The following is a 26,339-nucleotide window of genomic DNA, read 5'->3' as shown; positions in this document are numbered from 1 at the left end:
CATCGGCCGCTGAGAGTTATCATGGCAGCGCTGGAGCGGTTTGGCGGCTGAAGGGAACATGCGGCTTCCCCCGGTGTTCGGCATCATGGATGATCTGCGCTCGCCTCGCATCCAGCTCGACCTGGAACATCTTCTCCAAACCCGCCGACGCGCGGAGCGTCTGATCGGCGAAACCGGTTCCGCTATCGCCAGAAGTCGGATTTTGCTGCAGCAGTCCCGACAGTTGCTGGCCAAGATCGGGCGAGACAGAAGCCTTGATCCGCCTTGGCAAAGTGCTCAAGGCACCCGGCCAGAAGCGCGCGGCCAGAAATAGCGTCAGGCTTGGTCGCCCAGGAAAATCCTGGCGTCCTTTGCGGCGTCTACGAAAGCCTGGCGCGCCACGCCCTGATGGCGTGATGCCGGGCGCGGGAGTTGGGCTTCGGCCAGGTATGCAGAAGGACGTCGGCCGCATCCAGCACAGTGACCACCACCCGATCACGATCGATCCGGCCGGGCTGCACGATTACCGGTTTGCGAAAACGTTTGATGCGTTTTGAGCGCATGATCGCTTTACCGCTGACCATTCGCCCAAAGAGAAGCGCTCAATCCCCGCCGCCATCAACAACCTATGTTAAGGCGGCGGCGCAATCATCGTGCAACATAGGTTGGCCTTTGTCCCTCACTTAGGCCAGGCCCGGCCTGCAATCCTGTGTCACGGACGAAAACGCAGGTCGGGCTTCATCCCTACGGGGTCAGGCGAGCTGCCAGCGTGTTCAAGCCACCAACGACTGATGTGCGGTCTCCGTTCCGAAAGCGGAACATTTGAACCTTTCACCGGTTAGCGCACCACCGGCGCCTCTGCTTGCGGGAGCACAGCCTTCAGTCCGGGAAGGAAGATCAATGTCAGGCACCGACTTGTGGTTCATCGTCGTCGCGGGCGGTCCCCTCATTCTCATGCTCGTGATCGTCTACGTTCTCCTTACCCGCCGCCGCCGCGGACCGGCAGAGCGGCGCGAGAGCGACCGGGCAACCCAGCGTCTGTACCGGGACGAAGGCGACTAGCGCCTCTGTCCTGGCGAAGCTCGTCGAAGCGTGACGTCAAGCGCGGAACAACGTCGGTCTGCCGCTGTTTACCGAAACATGGGAATGAAGATCGAAAGCCGGAGCAACGGTTGATGGCCAATGACGAGTTGCCGGGAGTGCTGGCGACGCTGCCGGTTATCGATGCAAAGGCGGAGCCGACGCTGAAGAGCGCGGAGGCGGAAGCGTTCTACACGAGTGCAATCCGCGAGCTCACCGCCACCGACATTCCTTTTCTGGTCGCCGGGACCTATGCCGTCAGCGCCTATACCGGTGTCGTGCGCCAGACCAAGGACCTCGACATCTTCTGCAAGCCCGGCGATTGCCCACGCATCCTCACCCATTTCAAGGATATCGGCTACGCCGTCGTGATCGAGGATGACCGCTGGCTGGGCAAGGTCTTCGAGGGCCCGCATTTCTTCGACGTGATCTTTGCGTCCGCCAACGGGACCATGCAGGTCAAGGACCAGTGGCTGGAGCATGCCCGCCAGGTCGAGCTGCTGGGCAGCCGGGTCAGGATCATCGGCCCGACCGAGCTTATCTGGTCGAAATGCTTCATCCAGGACAGGGGCCGGCATGACGGCGCCGACATCGCCCATACCATACTCAAGGCGCATGAGCAGATCGACTGGCAAAGATTGCTCTCCTATCTCGACACCCACTGGGAGGTGCTCTTGATGCAGTTGCTGAATTTCAGATGGATCTATCCCAGCGAACGCGACCACATTCCCGACTGGCTGCTCGACAATCTGCTCGACCGGCTCGCCAGGCAGCGGCAACTGCCTTCGCCGCGGATGAAGATCTGTCGCGGCCGGCTTCTGTCGCAGGTCGACTACGAGATCGACGTCAAGGAATGGGGCTTCGCCGGCGTCGGCGGCGTTGGAGAATTCCGCGATGGCTGAACAAAGCAGGACGGGCCGCAAAGCGAGCGGCAACGGCAAGGTCAAGATTGCCGCCATGGGCGACCTGCATGTTCAGGAAGATGCGCAGACTTCCTACCGCGACCTGTTCGGCGAGGTTTCCCGAGAAGCAGACGTCCTGGTGCTCACCGGCGATCTCACCAATCTCGGCAAGCCGAAGGAGGCCGAGCTCCTCGCGGAGGATTTGCGCGCCTGCTCCATTCCCGTGGTCGCGGTGCTCGGCAACCACGATTACGAATCCGGCTGCGTCGACCAGATCGCGGCGACGCTCCGCCAGGCCGGTGTCTATCTCCTCGATGGGCAAGCGACGGAGGTGATGGAAGTCGGCTTTGTCGGCGTCAAGGGTTTTGTCGGCGGCTTCGGCCCGAGGATGCTTGGCTCTTTCGGCGAGCCCGCGATCAAGGCCATGGTGGCCGAGAGCGTCAACGAGGCGATGCGGCTCGAGAACGCCATGCGGCAGGTCCGCGCCAAGCGCACGCTGGTGGTGCTTCACTATGCGCCGATCGCGGAGACGGTCGCCGGCGAGCCGCCGGAAATCTTTCCGTTCCTCGGATCGTCGCGGCTTGCCGAAACGATCGACAGGTTCAAGGTGAGCGCGGTCGTGCACGGCCATGCCCACCGTGGCACTTTCGAGGGCCAGACCCCCGGCGGCGCCAAAGTCTACAACGTCGCCATGCACATCACGAAGCCGACGGGCCGTCCCTACGCGCTGCTGGAAATCTGAGCCGGTCGGCTCTTAAAGCGCGTCGCGTCGAAGCGGATTCGCGCGACGCGCTTTAAGTCTTTGTTTTGATGCATGTCGTTCTCCCAAAACCGCTGCGCACTTTTGGGCGACATGCATCAGACCTCGTCGAACCGGTTGCCTTCCTTGGAAGGGTCCTTCGACAGGACGCGTTCTTCTTCGTCATCAGGCAAGGCTTCGTCGCTGTCCTGGAAGGGGTTGTCGTCATCCTCTTCCGGAAGGTCCCCTTCGGCTTCGGCATCATCCTGCGGATCACCGTTCACCGCGACGCTGTCAGGCAGGATCCTGCTGCCCTCCAGAGCGTCCCAGTCCTGCTGTTCGATGGTCGGCGCTTCGGTTTCGTCGGTCTTTGCAGGCCGCTGTTTGTCGCGCGGGTCCATGAGGTTCTCCATTTCTGAGCTTCAAGTGAAGAACCTCTCGCCGAAACAGTTGTTCCGCTTCATATCCAATCACGGCGCGGTTGCCCGGGAACAGCACCGGCGCCTTGTGACTTATCGTGCGGAACCGGGAACTTTCATGCCTCGCCAGCTCGATCTCAGAAGCGGCAAACCTGTCTGGTCTGCCTATCGCTCGCCCGCGGTGCCGGCGGAACGCCTGACCCGAGATGCAAAGACCGATGTCCTGATCGTCGGCATGGGCATTAGCGGCGCGATGATGGCCGAAGCTTTGACCCGCGACGGCCACGCCGTCATTTGCATCGACAGGCGTGGGCCGTTGCAGGGCTCGACGGCTGCCACGACGGCGCTCGTCGCGTTCGAGATCGATCAACCGCTGACAAGGCTGTCCAGGATGATTGGAGGCGATGCCGCTCGGCAGGCCTGGATCCGCTCGAGGCTGTCGCTGCTCAATCTGCGCGGACGCATCGCGGAACTCGATATTCGCTGCCGGTCGGCCGAGACGCCGTCGCTCTACTTGGCCGGCAATCGGCTCGATGCACCGGAGCTGCACAGCGAGGCCGAAGCGCGTCGTGAGGCAGGCATTGGAGCGTCCTTCCTGCCACGCAAGAAGCTGAGAGAAGATTTCGGGATAGAGCGCGCCGCAGCGATTCTGAGCCATGGCAATCTGGCGCTCGATCCACGCAAATTGACGTCCGGACTGCTGATGAGGGCGCTGCTAGGCAAAGCGCGGTTCTATGCGCCGGCGGAAGCAACCGCCATCGACGATACCCGCCTCGGCGTGACGGTGGCGACGCGACATGGGCCTGTGATCAAGGCTCGCCATCTTGTTCTTACGACCGGCTACGAGCTGCTCGATATCGTGCCGAAGATGCGCCATCGCATCATCTCGACATGGGCGATTGCCACCCGGCCGCAGCCGGAGAAGATCTGGCCGCTCGCCGCCCTGATCTGGGAAGCTTCGGACCCTTATCTCTATCTCAGGGCGACATCCGATGGTCGCGTGATCTGCGGCGGCGAAGACGAGGGGTTCACCGACGAGGAGAGGCGCGACGCCCTGACCGCGCAAAAGACGGACCGGCTTGAGGAGAAACTCGGCAAAATCTTCCCGCGACTCGACACCGCGGCGGAATTCGCCTGGACCGGCTCGTTCGGAGCCACCGACACCGGACTTCCGATTATCGGCAGTGTGCCCGGCCACGCGCGCGTTCATGCGGTGATGGGCTACGGCGGAAACGGAATCACGTTTTCACAGATCGCGTCCGAGATCGTCTCGGCTTCCATCGCCGGCAAGGAGGATGCGGATGCGAGCCTCTTCGCGTTCAAGAGATGATCCTCCAGGCTGTCTCCGACAGATTAATGCATGTCGCCCAAAAGTGATCTCGGTTTTGGGAAGACGACATGCATGAAACAAAAACCTAAAGCGCGTCGCATGAATCCGGTTTAACGCGACGCGCTTTAGGCTACGCGATCTGCTCGAACGTGCACTGCTGCGGCGCCTTGTCCGGCCGCCAGCGCAGCAACCTCGTGCCATGCCGGAAGCGCTCACCGGTGACATGGTCGAAACGAACCTCGACAACCAGGTCCGGCTTCACCGGCTCCCATTCACCGCTGCGCTCTGTGCTCCAGCGGCTCGGACCGCCCGGGGCCTTGCCGGTGAAGCCCGGCCCTCCGCGCAACGCCTCGAGCTTCGCCGTGAGCGCCGCGCGGTCTTCATTGGCGATGGTCGATGTGAAGCCGACATGATCGAGTTGCCCATTGTCGTTGTAGAGGCCGAGCAGAAGCGATCCGACCTGTCGTTTGCCGTTCAGATAGCGGAAACCGCCGACCACGCAGTCGGCGGTGCGCAGCCGCTTGACCTTGACCATCGCGCGCTCGCCCGGCCGATATGGCTCGTCGAGCATCTTGGCGACGACACCATCGGTCGGGCCGTGGCCGGCGCCTTGCAGCCATTGCCTGGCGGTGGCGACATTGGTGGTCGATGGCGACAGCTGGAGGCCGAGATTGGCCGCCTTGGACAGAAAAGCCTCCAAAGCCTCGCGCCGGGCGCGCAAGGGTCGTTCGAGCATGATCTTGCCTCCCGGGGCGACCAGCATGTCGAACAGGATCAGCCGCGCCGGCGTCTCTATGCTCAGCTTGCGGATACGGCTCTCCGCGGGGTGCAGCCGCATCTGCAGCGCGTCGAAGGAAGCGCGACCGTCGATCTCGATGACGATCTCGCCGTCGACGACGAAATCCTCCGCATCGAGGCTTTGCATCGTCGCCATCAATTCGGGAAAGTAACGGCCAAGCGGCTTTCCGGATTTCGCCCTGAGATCGACGGCCTTGCCGTCCTTGAAGGCAAGGCAGCGAAAGCCATCCCATTTCGGCTCGTATTGCCAGGAACCATTTCCCTCGGGCAAGGCTTCCGCCGTTCGCGCTTCCATCGGCGGCGTTTCCGATGGCAACGGCAAGCTCCGGTGCGCCGCTACCATCGTTCTTCCGTGTCATGGTGCGGCAGGTCGATGCCGCAGCAGACCCAGCCGAGCCGTTGCGAGGAACCGTAATTATGACGCGGCTCAAGCCCGGACGGATCGTCAAAGGTCCCGATATGCATCGCGACCTCGTACGGGTTCGCGTCGTAGGCAAGGGTAAGCGGCGTACCGCAAGACCGGCAGAAGCTTCTGCGGGCAATCGGCGAGGAGCGGCGATAGGCTGGTTCCGTGGTCAGCCACGAGAGGCCGGCGACAGGCGCCCAGCCAAGCACGGCGAAGGCGCTCCCGGTCGTGCGCCGGCACATATCGCAATGGCAGTAATGCACGCGCGGCTCCCCCGTCAGGCGGTAGCGGATGTTGCCGCACAGGCATCCGCCGTATCGCTCGACGGCTGCGTTTCGCGTAAAGACATCCGCATGTTCCATCAAGCTTGAACGCTCGATCGAAGATGCGGTTTCGGTAGCGCGAGATTTTACGCGTCGAGATCGATCAGGGCGATGCCGAGGCCGGGTCGTTTCGTACGCCGCAAATGGACGGGCGATTCCGTCACCGTGACTTCGAGGGTCGGCTTCACCACGCCTTCCAGCAGGTGCCCACCGCGGGTGGATCCGTCGCTCAGGCCCAGCACCGCATGCAGATGCAGGCTGGCTTGCCGCTGTCGTCGACGGCGATGTCGCCGATGGCGCTCAGCACCTCACACTGCTCGTCGACCGGTAGCTTGCGGTAGGATTTCGAGCCGAAATCGAACCATCCGACCGTTGCTCTCTCGAAGGCGCCGATCGCCGTCAGCGAGGCGCCGGTAATTCCCTTCTGCCCCGCGAAAGCCGTGAGGGAGGCGAAGGCTTCCTCGCCCGGATCGAGCACGACCACGAATATTCGTTGTCCAGAGGTTTCAGTGACCAGCTTTGATTTCATGATGCCCTACTGACGGAGAGATGGACTGGCACAGAACGCCTCGCCACGCCGCATGTTCCCGGCGAAGCCTCGCGGCACTCCGGTTGAGCAGGAGCCTCACAGTTTGGTGAAGTGTCGCGGTTCTGCGTTCAGCGCCGGAACAATGGAACCATCGAAAGGTTAGCGCACAAGACCAGCCAGCCAGGAGCGAGCCATGTCCCAGCCGTCAGTCGCATCAAACAACGGGTTCAGTCGAAGAAGGTTCATGGCAGGTACTGTTTCGGCGGCGGCAGCACCGTTGCTAGCATCGACCGCGCGGGCTGAGGCGCCAGTCATCCCCCAAACAAAATTGAGGCAGCCGGTCGTAACGTCGCTCAGGATCAACGAGCAGCCCTATGAACTTTCGCTCGACACCCGAACCAGCCTGCTCGACGCCCTCCGCGACCATGCCGGCCTTACCGGCACCAAAAAGGGCTGCGACCACGGCCAGTGCGGCGCCTGCACGGTGCTGGTCGACGGCAAGCGGGTGCTGTCTTGCCTGAGCTTCGCCGTGATGAACGAAGGCAAGGACATCACGACGGTCGAAGGGCTCGCCTCCAGCGACGGCAAGCTGCATCCGATGCAGCAGGCCTTTATCGACCACGATGCCTTCCAGTGCGGCTATTGCACGCCGGGCCAGATCCTGTCGGCGATCGGTTGCGTCAATGAAGGTCACGCCGAATCCGAGAATGACATCCGCGAATATATGAGCGGCAATATCTGCCGCTGCGCCGCCTATCCCAACATCGTCGCCGCCATCCTGCAGGCGCGCGACGAGACGAAGGGAGCCTGACATGCGTCCGTTCGTCTATGAACAGCCTGCCGACATCTCCGCGGCGGTCGCGATCGCGTCCCGGTTCACGACCAACGACGATCAACCCACGCGAGCAAATGCGCAGTTCATCGCGGGGGGTACCAACCTTGCCGACTACATGAAACTCGGCGTGGCGGAACCCAACCGCCTGCTTGATCTCAACCGGCTCAAGGAGTCTGGACTGAGGCAAATCCGGGTAACCGATGACGGCATCCGCTTCGGCGCCCTGGTGCGTATGGGCGAGGCTGCGGATCACCGAGAGGTCAAGGAGCGCTATCCCGTCATTGCCGACAGTTTGCGTTTGGCGGCAAGCGGCCAGATCCGCAACATGGCAAGCCTGGCCGGAAACATCCTGCAACGCACGCGCTGCGAATATTTCCGCGAGACGTCTTGGCAATGCAACAAGCGTGTGCCTGGCTCCGGCTGCGCGGCGATGGAAGGCTTCAACCGGCAGCATGCGGTTCTGGGGGACAGCGATGCATGCATCGCCACTTACCATGGCGATTTCGCCCAGGCGTTGATAGCGCTCGATGCTGTCGTCCATGCCGAAGGCTCGCGCGGCGCACGAAAGATCCCGTTCGCCAAGCTGCATCGGCAGCCCGGCGACACGCCACATATCGAGACCGATCTCGCCGCTGACGAGATCATCACTGCGATCGAAGTGCCCGCCATCCCGTGGGCACGGCGCTCGCTTTACCTGAAAATCCGCGACCGCGAATCCTATGCCTTTGCGCTGGCTTCGGCGGCCGTCGCGCTCGACCTGGACGGCGAGACCGTGCGCGAGGCACGCATTGCGCTCGGCGGTGTGGCGACCGTGCCCTGGCGTGCCGGCGCGGCCGAACAAAGCCTGCAAGGCAAGAAGCTCGACGAGACATCGGCAGAAGCGACGGCCGACGCCGCCTTCGCCCAAGCCCAACCGCGCCAGCACAACGCATTCAAGATCGAGCTTGGAAAACGAACGCTGGTGCGGGCGCTGCTTGAAACCCGAGACATGAAGGTGTGACCATGGACGCTGCCGCTCCCAGACCCAAGGAGAACATGGGCGAACCGCTGCCGCGCGTCGATGCACGGTTGAAAGTCACCGGACAAGCCCACTACCCCGCCGATCTGCCCACCGCCAACATTGCTTATGGCGCGCTGGCCACCAGCAGCATTGCCAAGGGCAAAGTGACGAAGCTTCGTCTCGACGACGCCCGCGCGGTGCCCGGCCTGCTCGACATCGTCACCTATGGCGACATGGACAAGGTGGACAAACCGAAATTCGGCAATTCCGGCGCGACTTCTATCGGACCGCTGCACGATCGGACGATCTTCCATGACGGTCAGATCGTCGCGCTCGCGGTTGCTGAGACATTCGAGGCGGCCGAAGAAGCGGCGCGGCTGATCCGCGCCGAGTACGAGGAAGAGAAGCCGACTGCGACTTTCGACAGCCCGGGGACGGCGACCATCCCTGCCGCCGGAAAGAGCCCTCTGTTCAAGGAAGATGTGAAGGCAGGCGACTTCGATGCGGCCTATGCCGATGCCGCGGTCAAGATCGACCAGCGCTATTCGACGCCCACGCAGCATCACAACCCGATCGAGCTGTTTTCAACGACGGCCTTCTGGGAAGGCGACCAGCTGACCGTTCACGAGCCGTCGCAGAATGTGACCGGCTGGAAGGTCGAGCTGGCAAGGCAGTTGAAGATCGACCCTGCGAAGGTGCGCATCGTCAGCCCCTTCATCGGCGGGGCCTTCGGCTCGAAGGGGCCGATGACTCCGCGCACGGCAATCGTGGCGGTGGCCGCCAAGCGCCTCGGACGTCCGGTGCGCTGCGTGACCAGCCGCATGCAGGCTTTTGGCACGCAGACCTACCGGGCCGAAACCCGGCACCGCATCCGCATCGGCGCCGGCAAGGACGGCCACATCACCGCCTTCGCGCATGAAGGCTGGGAGGTGACGTCGCGCCCGGACGCCTATGTCGTCGGCGGCACGTCGGCCACCGGCCGCATGTACGGCTACGGCTCGGTGCTGACCCATGTCTCGCTGGTGCAGGCGGACCGCAACACGCCGGGCTACATGCGCTCACCGCCTGAGACGCCTTATGTTTACGCGCTTGAAAACGCTATGGACGAGATGGCAGTGGCGCTTGGCATGGATCCGGTCCAATTCCGTCGGATCAATGAACCGAAGGCGGAGCCGATCGGCAAGAAGCCGTTCTCCAGCCGTTCGCTGATCCAGTGCTACGACCAGGCGGCGGAAGCTTTTGGCTGGGCCGACCGCGATCCGAAGGTCGGCGCGATGCGCGACGGCGACTGGCTGGTCGGCATGGGCTGCGCCACGGCGATTTACCCCACTGCCGTCGCGCCATGCGCGGCGCGCGTGCGCCTGACGGTCGACGGCGATGTGCGGCTGCAATGCGGTTCGCACGAGATCGGCACAGGCGTTCGCACGGTGGCCGGCCAGATGGCGTCGGAGCGTCTCGGCGTGAGCATCGATAGGATCAGCGTCGAAATGGGCGACAGCAGCCTGCCTCCGGCTCCGGTCTCGGGCGGGTCGATCTCCACGGCAAGTGTTTGCTCGGCGGTGCTCATGGCCTGCGACGCTATCCGCACCAAGCTCTACGCCGCAGCGACCGCGGAAGGCGGTCCGCTGGCCAGCTCCCATAATGAGGAATTCGAGCTTGCCGGCGGCAAGATCGTGGCGAAGAGCGGCGCGTCGGCCAAGGTCGGGGATGTCCTGAAAGCCATGCAGGTCGGCGCGATCGAGGAATATGCCGAGTTCGCCCCCAAGAACGCGACGCCGGAGGCGCTGAAGAAGCTCTATGCCGGAACGCCGGAGTTCCATGGCGGCGAGCAGGACGAGGATTCCGTGAAATACGCCTTCGGCGCCGAGTTCGTCGAAGTCCGCATCAACCGCTATACCAGGGAAGTCCGCGTGCCGCGCATCGTCGGCGCCTTTGCCGCCGGCCGCATCATGAACACCCGCACGGCGCGCAGCCAGCTGATGGGCGGCATGATCTGGGGCATCAGTCAGGCGTTGCATGAGGCGACCGAGGTCGACAGGCGCTACGCGCGCTATGTGAATCGCGACCTGCAAGACTACCTTGTGCCCGTCAATGCCGACATCAAGGACCTGCAGGTGATCCTGGTGCCGGAGGTCGACCATGCGGTCAACCCCGCCGGCGTGAAAGGCCTCGGCGAGCTCGGCAATGTCGGCACGGCCGCTGCCGTCGCCAGCGCGGTCTACCACGCCACCGGCAAGCGTATCCGCGACCTGCCGATCAGGATCGAGCAACTGCTCGTCTAACAGTCCTGCTACTCCTTCGGACGGGCAAGGCGCTCAGCCGTGCGTCCAGCTCCCGAAGATGATCCTCGGCACGCGGACTTGGTCGGCATTAGCGGCAACATGGGCGACGCTCCCGGCAGTTGGCGCTATAGGCGTTGTCCCGCACCTTCGGTCCAAGCGCCATTCTTCCTTTGCCGGTGCGGGCATCGGCGGAAATGCCGATGTCCTGGCCGGGCGATAAGAGTACGATATCACTCGCCGGCAGGCACGCCGGCATAGTTTTTGGTCTTGAAGAGCCCGGCCAGATGAGCGGCATTGGAAGCCGCCATCTTGATCATGCTGACGACTTTCTCCGGTGTCCCGGGAAGATCGACGAAGTTGACGTCGCCCATCGCTTCTCCAACCCAGTAAACGCCGCCATTGGCGGGAACGGTGAAGCCGACATCGTTGAGCGCCTGATAGCACTCGGCATGGCAGTGATGGGCGCCATCCTCATTGCCGACGATCGCCACCAACGCGACCTTGCCTGCCGCCGGCATGCGTCCGCTGTCGTCGGTCTCGGACAGGAATGCGTCCATCCGCTCCATCACGCGCTTGGCAACGGACGACGGCTGCCCCATCCAGATTGGCAGGCCAAGGATGAAGATGTCGGCGGCCAGGATCTTTTCCCACAGCTTCGGCCAGTCGTCGCCTTCGCCCAGGTCGGAGAGCACGCCGGGCTTGATGTTGTGGACGAGCGCACGTGCCGTTTCGCATCCGACGTCATGTGCCGCCAAAGCGTTGGTCAACTCAGCAAGCATTCGATCGGTCGAGGACTCGTCATCGTCCCGAGGAATCTTGAGTGTGCAATTCAAGGCAAAAGCGGTGAGCGGCATCGAATCTTCCCGGCTGAATATGATGACCAACGCGAAGGGCAGCCACTGGTTGCCTCTTTCTGCGCAACAGCCAGCCGGAAAGAGTCAGGTGTTTTCATTGGCAAGGTGGGCGTGGCCGGAATGCCGTCGCGACCTCACGCGCCTCAAGCGCCGGTTCGGTTCCGGTTAACGGAGCCGAATGTTGCGGTTAGGCTGTTGAAGATAGTAACGAAAGAAAATCGCATTGAAAAACAAAGGTTTAGGTGCAGATACGCACAACCTTAAGTCGATGGTGCCAGAGGCGGAATCTTAGTGAAAAAAATCCTCGTTTGCTTTCAGATGCGTAGGGAAGGTCAGCCGCAGTTGCTACCAATAGAAATGGATAGGTTCGGTTCCCCAATAGAACCTGTGCGTCCCTTGCCACTGTATCTCGGATGGCGCGGTGATCGGGCCTCAGGGTTCGCTACGCGGAGGCAGCGTATCGGAGATTGAAACCGTCATCATCTTGGGACTGGCGGAGTGAGCATCAATCTTAGGCGATATTCGAAAGTCATGCGCAAGGAATGTCAGCCTTGCGCCTCATCTCGGTCGTAGAGTCAAGCTCCGTCGTTGCCTGAAAGCAGATCGCGTGCTTTGCCTCTATGGAGGTAGGAACGAATTCTCTCAAGCCATGTCACGTCGATAAATCATCAACTCGTTCTCGCCTTCCTGTACGGTCCGTCCCCACTGATTGCAAACGACGAACCGCAGACGAACAATCGCGCGGGCCGGATTGCGAGTGGCCCGCTTTTCCGCGACCGTCACCTCGGCTTTGATGATGTCGCCGGCGAGCACCGGGGCTGAAAACCTCCAGCTCCAGCCGAGCGAGGCCACGGCTCGGAACCGGGCGACGGCATTGTTCTTCAGACCATCGACAAGGGACAGCACAAGCAGACCATGCGCTACACGCGCCGGGAAGCCGTGCCGATGTGCCGCCTCGTCGCTCATGTGGATTTCGAACCGGTCACCGGTCATTTCCGCGAGCGCTTCTATGATGGCCGCGGTCACTTCTGTGGAAGGCGTTTCGAAATGGTCGCCGATCTCCACGTCCTCGTAGCTCAACCCGAGGCCTGTGAGCGATTTCCCTCGGACGTCGACACTCATGCCGGCACCGGCGCGTCTTCCCGCAACAGCCCGTTCTTCTTCAGGTCTTGCCAGAACTCGCCGGGGATCGGGTAACTGAACCAGGCAAGGTTCTGCTCGAGTTGCTGGACAGTGCGAGTGCCGGCGCAGAAGGACGGGATGGCCGGATGCGCCACCACGAACTGCAAGGCGGCGGCCGGCAGCGGCACGCCATGCGCGCGGCAGACCTCCTCGATCTTCGCCACTTTCTCCATGACGGGCTTTGGCGCCGGTGAATAATTGTACTTGGCGCCGGGAACGGCGCCCGTGGCCAGGATGCCGGAATTGAAGCCCCCGCCGACCAGCACCGCCGCGCCGCGCTCGACGCAAAGCGGCAGGAACTCGTCGAGGGCTTCCTGTTCGAGCAGCGTATAGCGGCCCGCCAGCAGGAAGCAGTCGAAGTCGCGCTGCTTCAGCGCCTCGTGGCAAACCTGCCATTCGTTGACCCCAACGCCGATCGCCTTCACGACGCCTTCGGAGCGCAGTTTCTCCAATGCCCGCCAGCAGCCATCCATCGCCTGCCGGAACACTTCCGGCTGCTCGTCGCCACGGGTGAACCGATCGATGTCATGGATGAACAGCATGTCGATGTGTTCAAGCGCCAGGCGCTGCAGCGAATCCTCGAACGACCGCATTGTGCCGTCGTAGGAGTAATCGAAATTCATGGTGTTCGGCGCGGCGTTTGACCACGGCGCGAAGTCGATCTCGGAGCGCTTCGCGGGCTTCAGCACCCGGCCCACCTTGCTGGCGAGGACGAACTCGTCGCGCTTCTTCCAGCGCAGCGAATGCCCGGCCCGCAGTTCCGAGAGGCCGTGGCCGTACATCGGCGCCGTGTCGTAGAAGCGTATGCCCGCGTCCCATGCGGTCTGAATCATGGCATCCGCGGTCTGCTCGTCTATGGGATGAAGGAAATTGCCGATGGGAGCGGTTCCGAACGCGAAGGCCGTGACGTTGAGGCCGGACCGGCCGAATACGCGCTTGTCAGATGGCTTCATGATATCCTCCATTAGTAACCATCTGGTTATTTCTAGTTAAGTTCGACCGAAGCCGCAAGCACTTGTAACGGCAACGCATGGCGATGCGAAGTCCGCCGCTTGACGCCGCCGACGATTCCAGCGTAGGAGTAACTAGATAGTTACATAGGGAGGTCGGCCGTGCCGCTGAGCGAAACGCAGCAGCAGGTGCGCGAGATGGCGCGCCAGTTTGCCGAGGATGTCATTCGTCCAGTTGCAGAGGCGCTTGATCGGGATGAGCGCTTTCCTGGCGAGATATATGAGCAGATGGGCGAGCTCGGTCTCTTCGGTATCGGCGTTCCGGAGGCCATGGGCGGTCCCGGCTTCGACACGCTTACCTATGCGCTGGTGATGGAAGAGCTGTCGCGCGGCTATGCGTCCGTCGCCGATCAATGCGGCCTCGTCGAGCTGATCAGCACCTTGCTTGTCCAGCATGGCAGCGAGGCGCAGCGGCAGCAGTGGCTGGGTCCGGCCATGCGCGCCGAGAAGAAGGCTGCCTACTGCATCACCGAGCCTGAAGCCGGGACCGATGTTTCCGGGATACGCACCACCGCCACGCGCGACGGGCACGGATGGCGGCTGGACGGCGGCAAGATCTGGATCCACAACGCGCCGGTCGCCGACGTCGGTTTCGTGCTGGCGCGCACCGACAAGGATGCGGGCCATCGCGGCATGTCGATCTTCATCGTCGACCTGCACGCCAAGGGAATAGAGCGCGGTCCGAAGGAACATAAGATGGGTCAGCGGGCCAGCCAGGTCGGCGCGCTCAATTTCAACGATGTCGTCCTGGGTCCCGAAGCGCTGCTGGGCGAAGAAGGTCGCGGTTTCCACATGATGATGAGCGTGCTGGACAAGGGGCGTGTCGGCATCGCCTCGCTGGCCGTCGGCATAGCGCAGGCCGGGCTCGAGGCAGCGGTCGACTATGCCCAGCAGCGGCGTCAGTTCGGCAAGCCGATTGCCGATTTCCAGGGCGTGCAGTGGCTGCTTGCCGACATGGCGAAGGACATCGAGGCGGCCCGTCTGCTCGTGCGCAGCGCCGCCGAGAAGATCGATGCGGGGGAGAATGCAACCAAGGCCTGCTCGATCGCCAAATGTTTCGCGGGAGACATAGCCGTGGCGCGCACCGCCGATGCCGTGCAGGTCTTCGGCGGCTCCGGCTACATACGCGGCTTCGAGGTCGAGCGCCTCTATCGGGATGCCAAGATCACCCAGATCTATGAAGGCACCAACCAGATCCAGCGCATGATCATCGCCCGCGAGCTCCTCAAGCATGGAGCCCGGGCGTGAGTGCCGGATCGCGTCATGCAGCCTTCGTCACGGGATCGAGCCGCGGCATCGGGCTTGCGACGGCATTGGAGCTCGCCCGGCGCGGATTCGGCGTGGCGCTCAACGGTCCGTCCGATGACGAGGAATTGAAAGCCGCCGAAGCCGCCGTCGCTGCGCTCGGCGGCCCGGTCGCGCGTGTCGCGGGCGACGTTGCCGATCTCGGCGGCCACGAAAGCATGCTCGAAGCCGCCGAGGCCGCCATCGGTCCCCTGTCGACGCTGATCAACAATGCCGGCGTGTCGGTCATTTCTCGCGGCGACCCGCTCGACGTGACGGAGGAGAGCTACAACCGCTGCCAGGCAATCAACACCAAGGCGCAGTTCTTCCTGTCGCAGCGTTGGGCTAGGCGGCTGCTTGCCCGCGAGCGCGATGACGGCCGCTTCTACAGCCTGATCAACGTCTCTTCCTCCAATGCCACGGCGGTGGCGGAGCCGCGCGCCGAATATTGCGTGTCCAAGGCCGGGTCCGCGATGGTCAGCCAGGTCTTCGCCGTCCGCCTTGGTCGCGAGAACATCGCTGTCTACGACATCAGGCCTGGCCTGATCGAAACGGCCATGACCAAGGCGGTCAGCGAGACTTATCAGCGCCGCATCGACGAGGAGGGGCTGACATTGATAAGCCGCCTCGGCAAGCCGGAAGATGTCGGTCGCGTCATGGCGACGCTCGCCACGGGCGAGCTGCCCTATACGACCGGCCATGTCATTGCCGTCGACGCGGGCATGCTGGTGCCGCGGTTCTGACTGCGGCGTATCGTCAGGGAGAACGCCATGATCATCCAACTGCCGGATAACACGGGCAGACTTTCCGACTACCGGCTTCAAGGCAAGACGATTCCGGCCGCGCGATTGCCCTCTGATGCGCCACGTACCGTGCTGTCGGCGGCCCATGTTGTGGCGGATCCTTTCAGCTTCAACGATCCCGGCGGTCCCGCCGCCATCGACTGGAAGGCCACGATGGCATTCAGGTGCCATCTTCACGGCCTCGGCCTCGGCATCGCCGAGGCGATGGACACCGCGCAGCGTGGCATGGGCCTCGATTGGCCTTCGGCCTTGGAGCTGATCCGCAGGACCAGGAGCGAGCTGCCCGACGCGCTCGTCTTCAACGGCGCCGGCACCGATCAGCTCGGACCGGCCGATGCACGCACGCTCGACGATGTTCGCCGAGCCTATTTCGAGCAGCTCGAGGCCATCCAGAAGGTCGGCGGCAGATTGATCGTCATGGCCAGCCGGGCATTGGCGGCCGTGGCGCGTTCGCCCGAGGATTATGTTTCGATCTATGGCGATGTGCTCGCGCGCTGCGACAGGCCGGTGATCCTGCACTGGCTGGGAGAGATGTTCGATCCGGCCCTCAAGGGTTATTGGGGAGCCGCCCGCTTCGAGGACGCGCTCGAGACGGTCTTGGCGATCATCGGAAACAACACCGCTAGGGTCGACGGCATCAAGATTTCCCTCCTCGACAAGGAGAAGGAGATCGCGATGAGCCGCCGTCTGCCCGCCGGCGTGAAGATGTATACCGGCGACGACTTCAATTATCCGGAGCTGATCGCGGGTGACGAACAGGGGTTCTCGCACGCTCTGCTTGGTATCTTCGATCCCTTGGCGCCGGCCGCCGCCTACGCCATCGATCGGCTCGGCCGGGGCGATAGCCAGGGGTTCCACGCCGCGCTGGATCCTACCGTGCCGCTCGCGCGTCTGATCTTTCGAGCGCCCACCCAATACTACAAGACGGGGGTCGTGTTCCTCGCCTGGCTGAACGGGTTCCAGGATCATTTCGTCATGCTCGGGGGCGCCCAGTCGATGCGGCCGCTGCCCTATTTCGTGGAAGTGTTCAAGCTGGCCGACGGCTGCGGCCTCCTGGCGGATCCCGAGCTGGCGGCCGCACGCATGCGCAAGCTGCTTGCCCTTTATGGGCTCTGACCGGAAACATGCGCGACTTCACGGCGAACCATTCCGCGCTGGCGCTCAATACGGCGACGCTCGGCCATAATCTGGACGGGCACGGCGCGGGCTGGCCTATCGAGCGTGTGCTTGATGCCTGCGCTGAGCGCGGCATACCCGGCATCGTCTTCTGGCGTCGCGAAATCGGCGACCGCGCCGTCGAGATCGGCGAGCGGGTTCGCGCGGCCGGCCTGAGTGTCGTCGGCCTGTGCCGCGCGCCTTACCTCACCGGCCCCATGGGGCTGCCCGGCCGCGCGGCGATCATGGACGATTTCCGCGCCGCGATCGACATGGCCGCGGGTCTCGGCGCCCCTGTTCTGACCATCGTTTGCGGCGGCGTCGAGCCGGGAACGAAAGGCATCGGCGAAAGCCTCAAGCTGGTCGCTGACCGTGTCGCCGAAGCTGCAGCCTACGCGGCGGCCAGAAGCGTTCGCCTGGCTCTCGAACCGCTGCATCCGGTTTATGGTGGCGACCGCTCCTGCCTGGTGACGATGCGCGACGCGGTCGATCTTTGCCTTGCCATTGATGCGTCCAACGTTGGCGTCGCGGTCGACGTCTACCACGTCTGGTGGGATCGCGCGCTCGCCGGCGAATTGCTGCGGGCCGGGCCGAAACGCATTTTTGGCTATCACCTGTGCGATTGGCTGGCGCAGACACGCGACGTGCTGCTCGACCGCGGCATGATGGGTGACGGCGTGGCCGACCTGAAGGCGATCCGCGCGGCGGTGGAAGCGGCCGGCTACGACGGGCCGTGCGAGGTGGAGGTGTTCTCGGCGCAGAACTGGTGGAAGCGTGACCCCGGGGACGTGCTGGACGCCTGCGTGGAGCGCTTCCGCTCCGTTTGTTGAAGACAGAAGCTGGACAGCCGGGCATCGCTCGCAACCGTACGGATATGCCACGTTCGAGGGCTGTTGAGTGGTCAGCCGCCGCCCTGCGAAACAGATTTCTACTGCGTTCAGATCGGGCTCGAGATCAATCTCTCGACCGGAGGCCCTTTTCCCGGAAGGCAGCCAGGCCCGCCCGAAGGTCGTCGCTGCCGGCGGCGATACGTCCGGCAAACGCATCCAGGACACGCTCCCGTTCCTCGCCTTCGGCAGCGTTGATGAGCATCTTGGCGAGCTCCGTGGCGGTAGCGGACCGGCCTGCGACGATAGCGGCAAGTTGTTCGGCCGCCGCGAGGCCGTCACCCTTGCCGACGACCTTGTCGACAAGCGACAATCTCAAGGCCTCGTCGGCGGAATAGACCTCGCCGAAGAGCGACATGCGGCGGATCAACTGGGTGCCGAAACGGCGAGCCGTGCGCTGGGTGCCCGACCAGCCCGGTGTGATCCCAAGGCCGGTTTCAGGCAGACCGATGCGGGCGTGGCTCTCGGCGATCCGATAGTCGGCGCAGGCCGCAAGCTCCAGGCCTCCGCCAAGGCAATGGCCGTTGAGGACGGCAATGACCGGTTGCGAAAGCCTGGCGAGAGCGTCGAAGCCGGCATGGCCGTCGCGGATCCAGTGGCGCGCGAACTCCGCCGGGTCGAGCGCGCTCCAGGCGGCGACGTCGCCGCCCGCGGAGAACGACTTCTCGCCCTCGCCGGACAGGATCAGCACCTTCGCCGCGGAACGCTCCACCGCCCTGCACAACGGCACGAGCGCATCGACCATCGCGGCATCGAGGGCGTTGAGCTTCTCAGGCCGGCGGATGGTCACTCGCGCGACTGCTCCGTCGAAGCTGAGGTCGAGGCGGGGATCGCTCACAGCCGCAACCCGATCGGCTGGTCGAGGAACAGCGCCGCCTCCATCAGCTTCAGTGCCGGCGAGACCACGAGAGGAGCCGCCGCCTGCCGCAGGACATCGCGCTCGAGGTCGAGCCCGGGGGCTATTTCGGTGACGACCAGGCCGTCGGCGGTCAGGCGGATGACGCATCTTTCCGTCACATAGGTGACGTCCTGGCCCTGGCTGACGGCGCGCGCGCCTGAGAAGCTGACCTGGTCCACCTTCGGGACGATCTTTGCGACCTTGCCTTCCTTGTCGATGACCAGCTTGCCGTTCTCCAGCCGCATCTTCGCGCCGGCGTTGAAGTTGCCGGAGAACACGATCTTGCGCGCCCGCGAGGTGATGTCCACGAAGCCGCCGGCGCCGGCGGTGCGATGCGGCGTCGAGGAAAGCCGCGAGACGTTGACGGATCCGTCGGAGCCGATTTCGAGGAACGACAGCAAGGAGCAGTCGAAGCCTCCGGCCTGGAAGTAGGTGAAAAGGTGCGGGGAGGCGACGAAGGCTTCCGCGTTGGAGGCGCAGCCGAACTTGAAGTCGAGCAACGGCACGCCGCCCACCGGCCCTTGCTCGATCACCCAGGTGACGGCGCCGTGCAGGCCCTCTTCGATCAGGATGCGAGGCACGTTGGCCGAGATTCCGAAGCCGATATTGACTGCCCAGCCCGCTCGAAGCTCCTGCGCGACGCGACGCGCGATGACCTTGGAGACATTGTATTCCGGGGTACGGAATGTGTGCAGCGGCCGGAACAGTTCTCCCGATATGGCCGGGTCATAAGCGGTCGCCGTGGTCTGCAGCTGGTCCGGCGCCTCGACGATGAAATCCACCAGGATACCGGGCACATGCACATCATGCGGCCGTAGCGTGCCCGGAGCCGCGACGCGCTTGACCTGGGCAATGACGATGCCGCCGCAGTTGCGCGCCGCAAGCGCCATTTCCATGGCGCCAAGCGTCGCGCCTTCCTGCTCGAAGGTGAGGTTTCCCTTCTCGTCGGCGGTAGTCGCGCGGATGATCGCCACATCCGGCCGGAGGGGAGGGAAGTGAAGCCAGGTCTCGCCGTTGAATTCGACGCGCCGCACGATCGGCGCCTTCCGGGCCGAAGCGTTCATGGCTCCGCCCTCGAGCATCGGATCGACAAATGTCTCCATGCCGACCTTGGTCAACACACCCGGACGCTGCGCCGCGCCCTCGCGTAGCATGTCGAACACGATCCCGGAGGGGAAGTTCCATGCCGCCACATCCTCGGCAAGGATACGCTGCCAGATCAGCGGCGGCTCGGCATTGGTCGGTCCTGAGGGATATGAGCCGCCGATGATGCGGCTGATCAAGCCCGGCAGGGCGATGTGATCGACCCCCTTGGTGCCGAACATGTCGCCGGCGGCAATCGGATGGATGGTGGTGATGTTGCGCGGCGCCCCTTCGCCTAGGAAACGTTTGCCAAGGGCTTCAAGCACGGCATCCGGGCAAAGCAGGCCGGACGACGAATTGACCGCTACCACCGCTCCGTCGCCTATCGCGGCGACAGCCTCCGCTGCGGACCTGACCTTGCTCACGCTACCTCTCCAAAGGCTTGGCAATAAGTAACTAGATAGTTATAAACGTGATATAGCCGCCTGCGGCTTGCAAGGCAAGCTCCGCGCCGACGGCAACCAGCGGGAGGATTTTTATGAACATCATGTTCCAGAAGGCGAACCAGCGGATGTTTGGAACTTTCCCTCTTAAGGGGGATACGCTGCGGGCTGCGATCGCGGCTGCGATCGATGCGGGTTACCGCGCATTCGACACGGCTCAGGCCTATGGCAATGAAGCCGACACGGGCCTGGCCCTGGCCGAGAGCGGCATAGCCAGGGACGAGCTCTGCATCACGACAAAGGTCACGGTTGAGAACTTCTCGCGGGAACGGTTCATGCCATCGGTCGAACAGTCCTTGCGGGATCTGAGGTTGGATCGTGTCGATATCCTTTTGCTTCACTGGCCGACGCCGGGAGGCGATATCAAGCTTTCCCTGGAACTGCTTCAGGAGGCGCAGGAGCGGGGTTTCGCCGGCACCATCGGCGTTTCGAACTACACAGCGGCGATGATGCGCCAGGCTAGGCAGATTACCGGCGTGCCGCTCGTCACGAACCAGGTGGAATTCCACCCGTTGCTTGACCAGCGCAAGCTGTTGGCGGCCGCGAGTGAAACGGGTATCCCTTTGTCTTCCTACTGCTCGGTCGCGCGCGGCGAGGTCTTCAAGCATCCGCTTTTCGCCGATATCGGCGCCGCATACGGCAAGTCGGCCGCCCAGGTCGTGCTGCGCTGGATCCTGCAGAAGGGTTTGCCGATCAACACAATGTCCACCAAACCGGACAACATCCGCTCGAATTTCGACGTGATGGACTTCACCTTGTCGAGTATCGACATGGGCCGCATCAACGCCATGAATGCCGTCGGTTATCGCGTTGTCGGGAAGCGGCTGATCCCATACGCTCCGGATTTCGACGCCTGAGCGCGCGAACCGGAAGAGCGAGCAGATCCGAGGTGACTGGCAAATCCTAGCGGTTGCCTCGGATCAGGTCCGACGCATGCTCGCCGATCATGATAGTCGCCGCGTTGGTGTTCGAGCCGACCAGGGACGGCATTGCCGAGCTGTCGCAGATGCGGATGCCATCCAGCCCGTGCACTCGCAGTTGAGGGTCGACCACGGACATCGCATCATTCCCCATCTTGCAGGTGCAGGTCGGGTGATACGAGGTGCGGCCGGAGCGTCGCGCATAGGCTTCATAGTCTGACTGCGAGCGCACATTCGTGTCAGGGAAACGGAGTTCCTTGATGAATTTTCGCAGCGAAGGCTGATTGAATATCTCCCGGCTGATCTTGATGCCTTCGACCGACACTCTGAGGTCGTCCGGGTCCGCGAGGAAATTGGGATCGACGACCGGATTGTCGCGCGGATCCGGCGAACGGAGCGTCACGCTCCCACGCGATTTCGGGCGCAGCGTGTAGCTGTTCAACGTGATGCCGGACGATCCCTTCGGGACCGAAGGAACGCCCGCTTCCGCGCCGGCTCCGGCCAGGAAGTGGAACTGCAGATCGGGAACCGCTCCGGCATGATTCCCCGAGGAATGCCAGAAGGCGCCGCCCTCGACGACGTTCGACGTTATCGGTCCGGTCTTGAACAGCATGTACTGAATGCCGGCCCACAGCATCCAGTGCGTCTTGTTGTACTTGTCGAGTGAATCGTGGCCTTTCAGCTCGGCCACGATGTCGATGCCGAAATGATCCTGGAGGTTCTGCCCGACGCCCGGGAGGTCCTGGATCGTTTCGATACCATGTTGACGCAGGTGATCCGCAGGGCCGACGCCGGACAGCATCATCAGCTTCGGCGTTCCGATCGCTCCCGAGGTGACCAGCACTTCGCTGTCGGCATTTATGACCTTCAGCGAGCCGCCGACCGAGCATTCGACGCCAACGGCCCGGCGGCCCTTGAAGACGACGCGGTGGACCAGCGCCCCCGTGATCAGCGTGAGGTTCGGGCGCGCCAGGGCAGGCTTGAGATAGCCCACGGCGGCCGAGCAGCGGCGGGCGTTGCGCGTCGTGGTCTGGTAGATGCCGGCGCCTTCCTGCTTCGCGCCGTTGAAGTCCGGATTATAGGGCAGCCCGTATTCCTGGCAGCTCTGGACGAAGGCGCGCGAGACGACGTTCGGATCGGGTATGTTCGACACCCCGAGCGGTCCGTCGGTGCCGTGGAGCCTGCCGGAGAATATGCTGTTGCCCTCGGAACGAAGGAAGTACTTGCGCACGTCCTTGAACGCCCAGCCGTCCGCGCCTTCCTCGTTCGCCCACCGGTCGTAGTCGGTCTCGTGGCCCCGGGTGTAGACCTCGGCATTGATCGACGAGCCGCCGCCCAGCACCTTTGCCTGCGCGTAGAGGATCTCGCGATTGTCCGCGTGCTTCTGCGGAGCCGTCACCAGGCCCCAGGTGAGCGGTCCGGTGGTCATTTTGGCGAAGCCGACCGGCATATGGATCAGCGGATGGCTGTCCTTGCCTCCGGCCTCGATTATGCAGACGCGGACTGCCGGATTCTCGGACAGGCGCGCGGCAAGAACGCAGCCCGAAGAGCCTGCGCCGACGATCACATAGTCGAAACCTGTCGTCATCACTTGATCCAATGGGCACGCTTCCTGATCTCGATGTGGACGGACTTCACCTGTGTGTACTCCTCCACGCCGTACATTCCGGCCTCTCTTCCCCAGCCGGACTGCTTGAAGCCGCCGAGCGGCATTTCCGGCCCTCCGGCCATGATCGTGTTCACCCAGAACCGGCCGGCGCGCACGCGCCGCGTCACCACCAGCGCCTTGTCTATGTTCTTTGTCCACACGCTGGCAGCCAGGCCATACACCGTGTCGTTGGCGAGGCCGATGGCCTCCTCGACCGTGTCGAAATGGAAGGACGACAGGACGGGCCCGAAGATTTCGTCGCGGGCAATCGACATTGCGGGCGTGACCCCGGAAAACAGTGTCGGCGCGATATACTGGCCGCCGCCGAAATCCAGCGCTTGCCCGCCGGCGACAAGCGTTGCCCCTTCGGCCTTGCCCTTGTCGATATAGCTCAGGATGGTCGAATTCTGCGCATCGGTGGTGATGGCTCCCACCTGCGTCTTCGTCTGCAGCGGATCGCCGACGACGATCCTGGCCATCTTGGCGGCAAGGATTTCCTCGAACTCGCGAGCGACCGAGCGCTCCACGATGACGCGGCTCGACGACACGCAGCACTGGCCCGTGTTGAAGCTTATGCCGAAGGCTGCGCCGTCCGCCGCGTCCTCGAGGTCGCTGTCCGCGAAGACGATGATCGGATTCTTGCCGCCCAGTTCCAGGCCGAGTTTCTTGAAGTTCGAATCGGCCGCCGCATGGACGCATGAGCGTCCGACGGATGTCGATCCGGTGAAGGACAGCATATCGACATCGGGATGCTCGCTCAAAGCCTGGCCAATCGTCCGGCCTGATCCGGTGACGACGTTGTAGACGCCGTCCGGCGCGCCGGCTTCGGAAAGGATCTCGCCGAGCATCAGCGTGGTCGCCGACGTGACCTCCGAAGGCTTGACGACGACGGTGCATCCGCTGGCAAGGATGAAGGGAATGCGCTCGCACAGGATCAGGAACGGGAAATTCCAGGGCGTGATGAGCCCGACCACGCCGACCGGCTCGCGCAGCACCATGCCGAAAAGGCCGTCGCCGAGACTGTTGAAGCTGTCGCCATGCAACAGCCTCGCGGCGCCCGCGCCGACCTCGAAGCAGGCAATGCAGTGATCGATCTCGCCGCGCGCCTGGGAGATCGGCTTGCCGTTCTCCAGGACCTCCCAATAGGCGATTTCGTCGCGGCGGCGGCGCAGGGTCTCGGCCGCCCTCAGCAGCACGCCGGCCCGGTCGGCGCCTGGCAGTCCGGCCCACCGGCGATCCTCGAATGCGCGGCGCGCCGCCGCGACGGCGGCATTGAGGTCGTCCACCGTGCATCTGGGCGTGAGCGTCACCGGCACGCCGTGGCCCGGCGACCGGCGCTCGAACAATGCGCCGCCCTTGCGCCAGGATCCGTCCGACCAGAACCCGAATTCGCGTGGTGCATCCGGCAGGGGTGCGCGGTCAGTGAAATCGAGCATGGAATGCCTCCGTTCTGGCGGTGCGCCGGCCGCCCACTGCTCCTGGCAAGCGGGTCGCGCCGGCGCCTAGTTCAATATGATTTGCGTCTTGAGATCCCGGGGCCGCTCGGCCAGGGTCTCGAAGGCGCGCTGGATGTCGTCGAGCGGAAAGGTCGCGCGTGTGAACGCCTCGGTTCGGAAGCGGCCATGCGACAAGAGCGTCAGCGCATCGTGCATGTCTTCGCCCATGCCGGCAACCGAGCCCTTGAGACTGTTCTCCTCGAGTATGGTGCGAAGGATATCGACCGGCACCGTGTCGTTGGGTCCGCTGAGGCCGAAGAAAGCGACATGGCCGCCCTTGCGGATGAGCTCGAAAGCGAACGCGTAAAGCCGCGGCGAACCGACGCTTTCGATCACAAGATCCGCGCCGCGCCCGCCGGTCCTTTTCAGCACCTCCTGCTTAAGCTGGGCGGGATCGGCGACCGCTGCGTCCGCCCCGGCTGCAAGGGCAAGGCGGCAACGGTCTTGCGACAGGTCGGCGATGATGATCGGCGCGGCGCCGCACAGGCGCATCATCTGGACATGCAGATTGCCGATTGGTCCGGCTCCGAGGATCACCACGGACTGGCCGAAACTCGCCTGCGCCTTGCGCGCGGCGCGCACCACGCAGGACACCGGCTCCGTCAGGGCAAGCACCTCGACCGGCACATCGTCCGGGGCCGGTATGACAAGCCTGGCCGGCACGCACACATATTCGGCGAAGGCGCCTTCGCGCCCGATGCCCACCTGCGTCATCGACGGGCAGTTGAGGATCTCGTTGCGGCGACACCAATAGCACTGGCCGCAGCCGATATTGATATCCGCGACGCAGGTCGTGCCCGGCTTGATATGCTTCACACGCTCGCCTGTCGCTGCGACCGTCCCGGCAAACTCGTGGCCCGGCACCAACGGCAGCCGGTCGGCCGCATAGTGACCGTTGAACATATGGATGTCCGTGCCGCATATGCCGGTCCGCTGGACACGGATCAAGGCGTCGTCAGGTCCCACCTCCGGAACGGCGACCTCGCGCAGATCGAAACGGTGCGGAGCGGTCAGGACGGCGCGCATTGTTGCCATGGCTTGTCTCACTTCACCGTGCGAAGCTTGGAGCGGTCGATGGTCAGGGCGATGGCCGCGATCAGCACCAGGCCGAAAACCATCTGTTGCTGCGTCGCCGCGATGCCGAAATAGAGCATCGAGGCGCGGATGACCGCCACGATCAGCGTGCCGATCGCGGTGTTGAGCACACCGCCGACGCCGCCCGTCAGCGGTGTTCCGCCGACAAGCACCGCCACGATGGCCGGCAGCAGGAAGCCGTTGGCGATCGTCGGCGCGCCGCCCGACAGCTTGACGGAGAACAGCAGCCCGGCCACCGCGGCCAGCCCTCCGGATATCGCAAAGGCGAGGATTTTGTAGCGGGCGACGTTGAGACCGGACGCGGCTGCAGCCAGTTCGCCGGCGCCCACTGCCTTCAGCGCCCGGCCGAGGACCGTGCGCCGTTCTAAGAGCAAGCAGATCGCCAGCAGGCCGATGGCGATGAAGAGCTCGTGCGGCACGATACCGGTTCGACCGATCATCCAGCCGAACGTCTCGTTGCGCTGGGTGGCGTCCATGTTCAGGGCGCGGTTGCCGGAAAGCCATTGCGCCACCGAGAAGCAGATCCCGCCGACGGCCAGCGTGGAGATGAAGGATGGGACGTACATGCGGGTGGTCAGGTAGCCGGAGAGCGTTCCCAGCGTGAACCCGGCAAGGATGCAGAGCGCCGCCACCCAGATCCCCAACGGCGCCAGATAGACCGAGGCGACGACGGTGATCATGTTCGCCATCGACTGTGCCGACAGGTCGATGCCGCCGATGTAGATCGCGAAGGTCAGTCCCAGCGCCATGATGAACAGCGGCACGATATCGCCTGCGAGGCTCAGCAGATTGGCGGGCTTGAGAAAGCTCGGATCGGCGATGCCGACGATCGTGACCAGGACCAGGAGGGTGATCCAGGGGAAGTGCGGCTTGAGGCGTTGGATGTCCATGGAGGCCCC

27 protein-coding genes and 1 pseudogene are annotated in these 26,339 nt (G+C 63.7%); 14 read left to right on the top strand and 14 right to left on the bottom strand.

Annotated features, from left to right (window positions below; translation table 11 throughout):
- The first annotated feature begins 58 nt into the window (after positions 1–58).
- A complete protein-coding gene (locus tag EOA24_RS00245; RefSeq protein WP_127257355.1) occupies positions 59–313 on the top strand; it encodes a hypothetical protein in 255 nt (84 codons plus the stop codon).
- A gap of 46 nt (positions 314–359) precedes the next feature.
- On the opposite strand, the gene EOA24_RS00240 is transcribed toward EOA24_RS00245, so the two are convergent.
- Complete coding sequence (locus tag EOA24_RS00240; protein WP_245467247.1) at positions 360–542, bottom strand: DUF982 domain-containing protein; 183 nt, start codon at positions 540–542, stop codon at positions 360–362.
- A 337-nt stretch (positions 543–879) separates the two neighbouring features.
- Here EOA24_RS00240 and EOA24_RS41330 point away from each other — a divergent pair, with 337 nt between their 5' ends.
- From EOA24_RS41330 to EOA24_RS00230, 3 genes are all read left to right on the top strand, one after another.
- The gene (locus tag EOA24_RS41330) at positions 880–1,041 is read left to right on the top strand and encodes a hypothetical protein (RefSeq protein ID WP_189341621.1); all 162 of its coding nucleotides are present in this window, start codon (positions 880–882) and stop codon (positions 1,039–1,041) included.
- Positions 1,042–1,154: 113 nt separating this feature from the next.
- Positions 1,155–1,961, top strand: a complete 807-nt coding sequence (locus tag EOA24_RS00235; protein ID WP_126079160.1) for a hypothetical protein — start codon at positions 1,155–1,157, stop codon at positions 1,959–1,961.
- On the top strand, positions 1,954–2,703 hold the full coding sequence (locus tag EOA24_RS00230; RefSeq protein WP_126079159.1) for a metallophosphoesterase: 750 nt from the start codon (positions 1,954–1,956) through the stop codon (positions 2,701–2,703). Before EOA24_RS00235 ends, EOA24_RS00230 begins: the two co-directional genes overlap by 8 nt.
- 116 nt (positions 2,704–2,819) lie before the next feature.
- Here the strand turns inward: EOA24_RS00230 and EOA24_RS00220 are convergent, their stop codons facing one another.
- Positions 2,820–3,101, bottom strand: coding sequence for a hypothetical protein (locus EOA24_RS00220; RefSeq protein ID WP_126062585.1), 282 nt, complete (start codon positions 3,099–3,101; stop codon positions 2,820–2,822).
- A 136-nt stretch (positions 3,102–3,237) separates the two neighbouring features.
- Between EOA24_RS00220 and EOA24_RS00215 the strand changes: the two genes are divergently transcribed.
- On the top strand, positions 3,238–4,449 hold the full coding sequence (locus EOA24_RS00215) for an FAD-binding oxidoreductase (protein WP_126079158.1): 1,212 nt from the start codon (positions 3,238–3,240) through the stop codon (positions 4,447–4,449).
- 130 nt (positions 4,450–4,579) lie between these two features.
- Here EOA24_RS00215 and EOA24_RS00210 read toward each other — a convergent pair whose 3' ends face one another.
- The 3 genes and pseudogenes from EOA24_RS00210 to EOA24_RS00200 all read right to left on the bottom strand — a co-directional run bounded on the left by EOA24_RS00210 (position 4,580) and on the right by EOA24_RS00200 (position 6,505).
- Positions 4,580–5,590: an ATP-dependent DNA ligase gene (locus EOA24_RS00210; protein ID WP_126079157.1), complete on the bottom strand. Its 1,011-nt coding sequence runs from the start codon at positions 5,588–5,590 to the stop codon at positions 4,580–4,582.
- On the bottom strand, positions 5,584–6,015 hold the full coding sequence (locus EOA24_RS00205; protein ID WP_126083540.1) for a GFA family protein: 432 nt from the start codon (positions 6,013–6,015) through the stop codon (positions 5,584–5,586). The genes EOA24_RS00210 and EOA24_RS00205 overlap by 7 nt, the downstream gene beginning before the upstream one ends.
- 47 nt (positions 6,016–6,062) lie before the next feature.
- A pseudogene (locus EOA24_RS00200) lies at positions 6,063–6,505 on the bottom strand (PPC domain-containing DNA-binding protein).
- Positions 6,506–6,749: 244 nt separating this feature from the next.
- Between EOA24_RS00200 and EOA24_RS00195 the strand changes: the two are divergent.
- From EOA24_RS00195 to EOA24_RS00185, 3 genes are read left to right on the top strand one after another with little or no spacing between them, the layout of a single operon-like run.
- Positions 6,750–7,316 (top strand): (2Fe-2S)-binding protein, encoded by a 567-nt coding sequence (locus EOA24_RS00195; protein ID WP_189343248.1) that lies wholly within the window; start codon positions 6,750–6,752, stop codon positions 7,314–7,316.
- A gap of 1 nt (position 7,317) precedes the next feature.
- Positions 7,318–8,340: a xanthine dehydrogenase family protein subunit M gene (locus tag EOA24_RS00190; RefSeq protein ID WP_126079155.1), complete on the top strand. Its 1,023-nt coding sequence runs from the start codon at positions 7,318–7,320 to the stop codon at positions 8,338–8,340.
- Between the two features lie 2 nt (positions 8,341–8,342).
- Positions 8,343–10,622, top strand: coding sequence for a xanthine dehydrogenase family protein molybdopterin-binding subunit (locus EOA24_RS00185; protein WP_127409371.1), 2,280 nt, complete (start codon positions 8,343–8,345; stop codon positions 10,620–10,622).
- A 230-nt stretch (positions 10,623–10,852) separates the two neighbouring features.
- On the opposite strand, the gene EOA24_RS00180 is transcribed toward EOA24_RS00185, so the two are convergent.
- Positions 10,853–11,476, bottom strand: a complete 624-nt coding sequence (locus tag EOA24_RS00180; RefSeq protein ID WP_127409368.1) for an NAD(P)H-dependent oxidoreductase — start codon at positions 11,474–11,476, stop codon at positions 10,853–10,855.
- Between EOA24_RS00180 and EOA24_RS41325 the strand changes: the two genes are divergently transcribed.
- Entirely contained in the window at positions 11,445–11,645 is a 201-nt protein-coding gene (locus tag EOA24_RS41325) for a hypothetical protein (protein WP_189343390.1), read from the top strand. The genes EOA24_RS00180 and EOA24_RS41325 overlap by 32 nt on opposite strands.
- 473 nt (positions 11,646–12,118) lie before the next feature.
- Here EOA24_RS41325 and EOA24_RS00175 read toward each other — a convergent pair whose 3' ends face one another.
- A complete protein-coding gene (locus EOA24_RS00175) occupies positions 12,119–12,598 on the bottom strand; it encodes a MaoC family dehydratase (protein ID WP_126079152.1) in 480 nt (159 codons plus the stop codon).
- Positions 12,595–13,611: an aldo/keto reductase gene (locus EOA24_RS00170; protein ID WP_126079151.1), complete on the bottom strand. Its 1,017-nt coding sequence runs from the start codon at positions 13,609–13,611 to the stop codon at positions 12,595–12,597. The genes EOA24_RS00175 and EOA24_RS00170 overlap by 4 nt, the downstream gene beginning before the upstream one ends.
- A gap of 159 nt (positions 13,612–13,770) precedes the next feature.
- Here EOA24_RS00170 and EOA24_RS00165 point away from each other — a divergent pair, with 159 nt between their 5' ends.
- From EOA24_RS00165 to EOA24_RS00150, 4 genes are read left to right on the top strand one after another with little or no spacing between them, the layout of a single operon-like run.
- Positions 13,771–14,916, top strand: a complete 1,146-nt coding sequence (locus EOA24_RS00165; RefSeq protein ID WP_126079150.1) for an acyl-CoA dehydrogenase family protein — start codon at positions 13,771–13,773, stop codon at positions 14,914–14,916.
- Entirely contained in the window at positions 14,913–15,695 is a 783-nt protein-coding gene (locus tag EOA24_RS00160) for a 3-ketoacyl-ACP reductase (protein WP_126079149.1), read from the top strand. The genes EOA24_RS00165 and EOA24_RS00160 overlap by 4 nt, the downstream gene beginning before the upstream one ends.
- 27 nt (positions 15,696–15,722) lie before the next feature.
- Positions 15,723–16,871 (top strand): dihydrodipicolinate synthase family protein, encoded by a 1,149-nt coding sequence (locus EOA24_RS00155; protein WP_127409365.1) that lies wholly within the window; start codon positions 15,723–15,725, stop codon positions 16,869–16,871.
- Positions 16,872–16,879: 8 nt separating this feature from the next.
- The gene (locus EOA24_RS00150; RefSeq protein WP_126079147.1) at positions 16,880–17,740 is read left to right on the top strand and encodes a sugar phosphate isomerase/epimerase family protein; all 861 of its coding nucleotides are present in this window, start codon (positions 16,880–16,882) and stop codon (positions 17,738–17,740) included.
- Between the two features lie 124 nt (positions 17,741–17,864).
- Here EOA24_RS00150 and EOA24_RS00145 read toward each other — a convergent pair whose 3' ends face one another.
- Complete coding sequence (locus tag EOA24_RS00145) at positions 17,865–18,635, bottom strand: enoyl-CoA hydratase/isomerase family protein (protein ID WP_126079146.1); 771 nt, start codon at positions 18,633–18,635, stop codon at positions 17,865–17,867.
- Positions 18,632–20,203, bottom strand: a complete 1,572-nt coding sequence (locus EOA24_RS42345; protein ID WP_126079145.1) for an acyl CoA:acetate/3-ketoacid CoA transferase — start codon at positions 20,201–20,203, stop codon at positions 18,632–18,634. The genes EOA24_RS00145 and EOA24_RS42345 overlap by 4 nt, the downstream gene beginning before the upstream one ends.
- A 113-nt stretch (positions 20,204–20,316) precedes the next feature.
- Between EOA24_RS42345 and EOA24_RS00135 the strand changes: the two genes are divergently transcribed.
- Positions 20,317–21,138, top strand: a complete 822-nt coding sequence (locus tag EOA24_RS00135; RefSeq protein ID WP_126079144.1) for an aldo/keto reductase — start codon at positions 20,317–20,319, stop codon at positions 21,136–21,138.
- Between the two features lie 46 nt (positions 21,139–21,184).
- Here EOA24_RS00135 and EOA24_RS00130 read toward each other — a convergent pair whose 3' ends face one another.
- The 4 genes from EOA24_RS00130 to EOA24_RS00115 form a co-directional block, all read right to left on the bottom strand.
- Positions 21,185–22,789, bottom strand: a complete 1,605-nt coding sequence (locus EOA24_RS00130) for a GMC family oxidoreductase N-terminal domain-containing protein (protein ID WP_126079143.1) — start codon at positions 22,787–22,789, stop codon at positions 21,185–21,187.
- Complete coding sequence (locus tag EOA24_RS00125) at positions 22,789–24,285, bottom strand: aldehyde dehydrogenase family protein (protein WP_126079142.1); 1,497 nt, start codon at positions 24,283–24,285, stop codon at positions 22,789–22,791. Before EOA24_RS00125 ends, EOA24_RS00130 begins: the two co-directional genes overlap by 1 nt.
- 66 nt (positions 24,286–24,351) lie before the next feature.
- Positions 24,352–25,380 (bottom strand): alcohol dehydrogenase catalytic domain-containing protein, encoded by a 1,029-nt coding sequence (locus EOA24_RS00120; protein ID WP_127409363.1) that lies wholly within the window; start codon positions 25,378–25,380, stop codon positions 24,352–24,354.
- Positions 25,381–25,388: 8 nt separating this feature from the next.
- Positions 25,389–26,330, bottom strand: coding sequence for an ABC transporter permease (locus EOA24_RS00115; protein WP_126079140.1), 942 nt, complete (start codon positions 26,328–26,330; stop codon positions 25,389–25,391).
- Between the last annotated feature and the right edge of the window lie 9 nt (positions 26,331–26,339).

Origin of the sequence: Mesorhizobium sp. M2A.F.Ca.ET.039.01.1.1, assembly GCF_003998035.1 — a bacterium.
Taxonomy (GTDB): domain Bacteria; phylum Pseudomonadota; class Alphaproteobacteria; order Rhizobiales; family Rhizobiaceae; genus Mesorhizobium.
The sequence above is the reverse complement of the archived record's forward strand: the minus strand, read 5'-3'. Positions and strand labels throughout refer to the sequence as shown.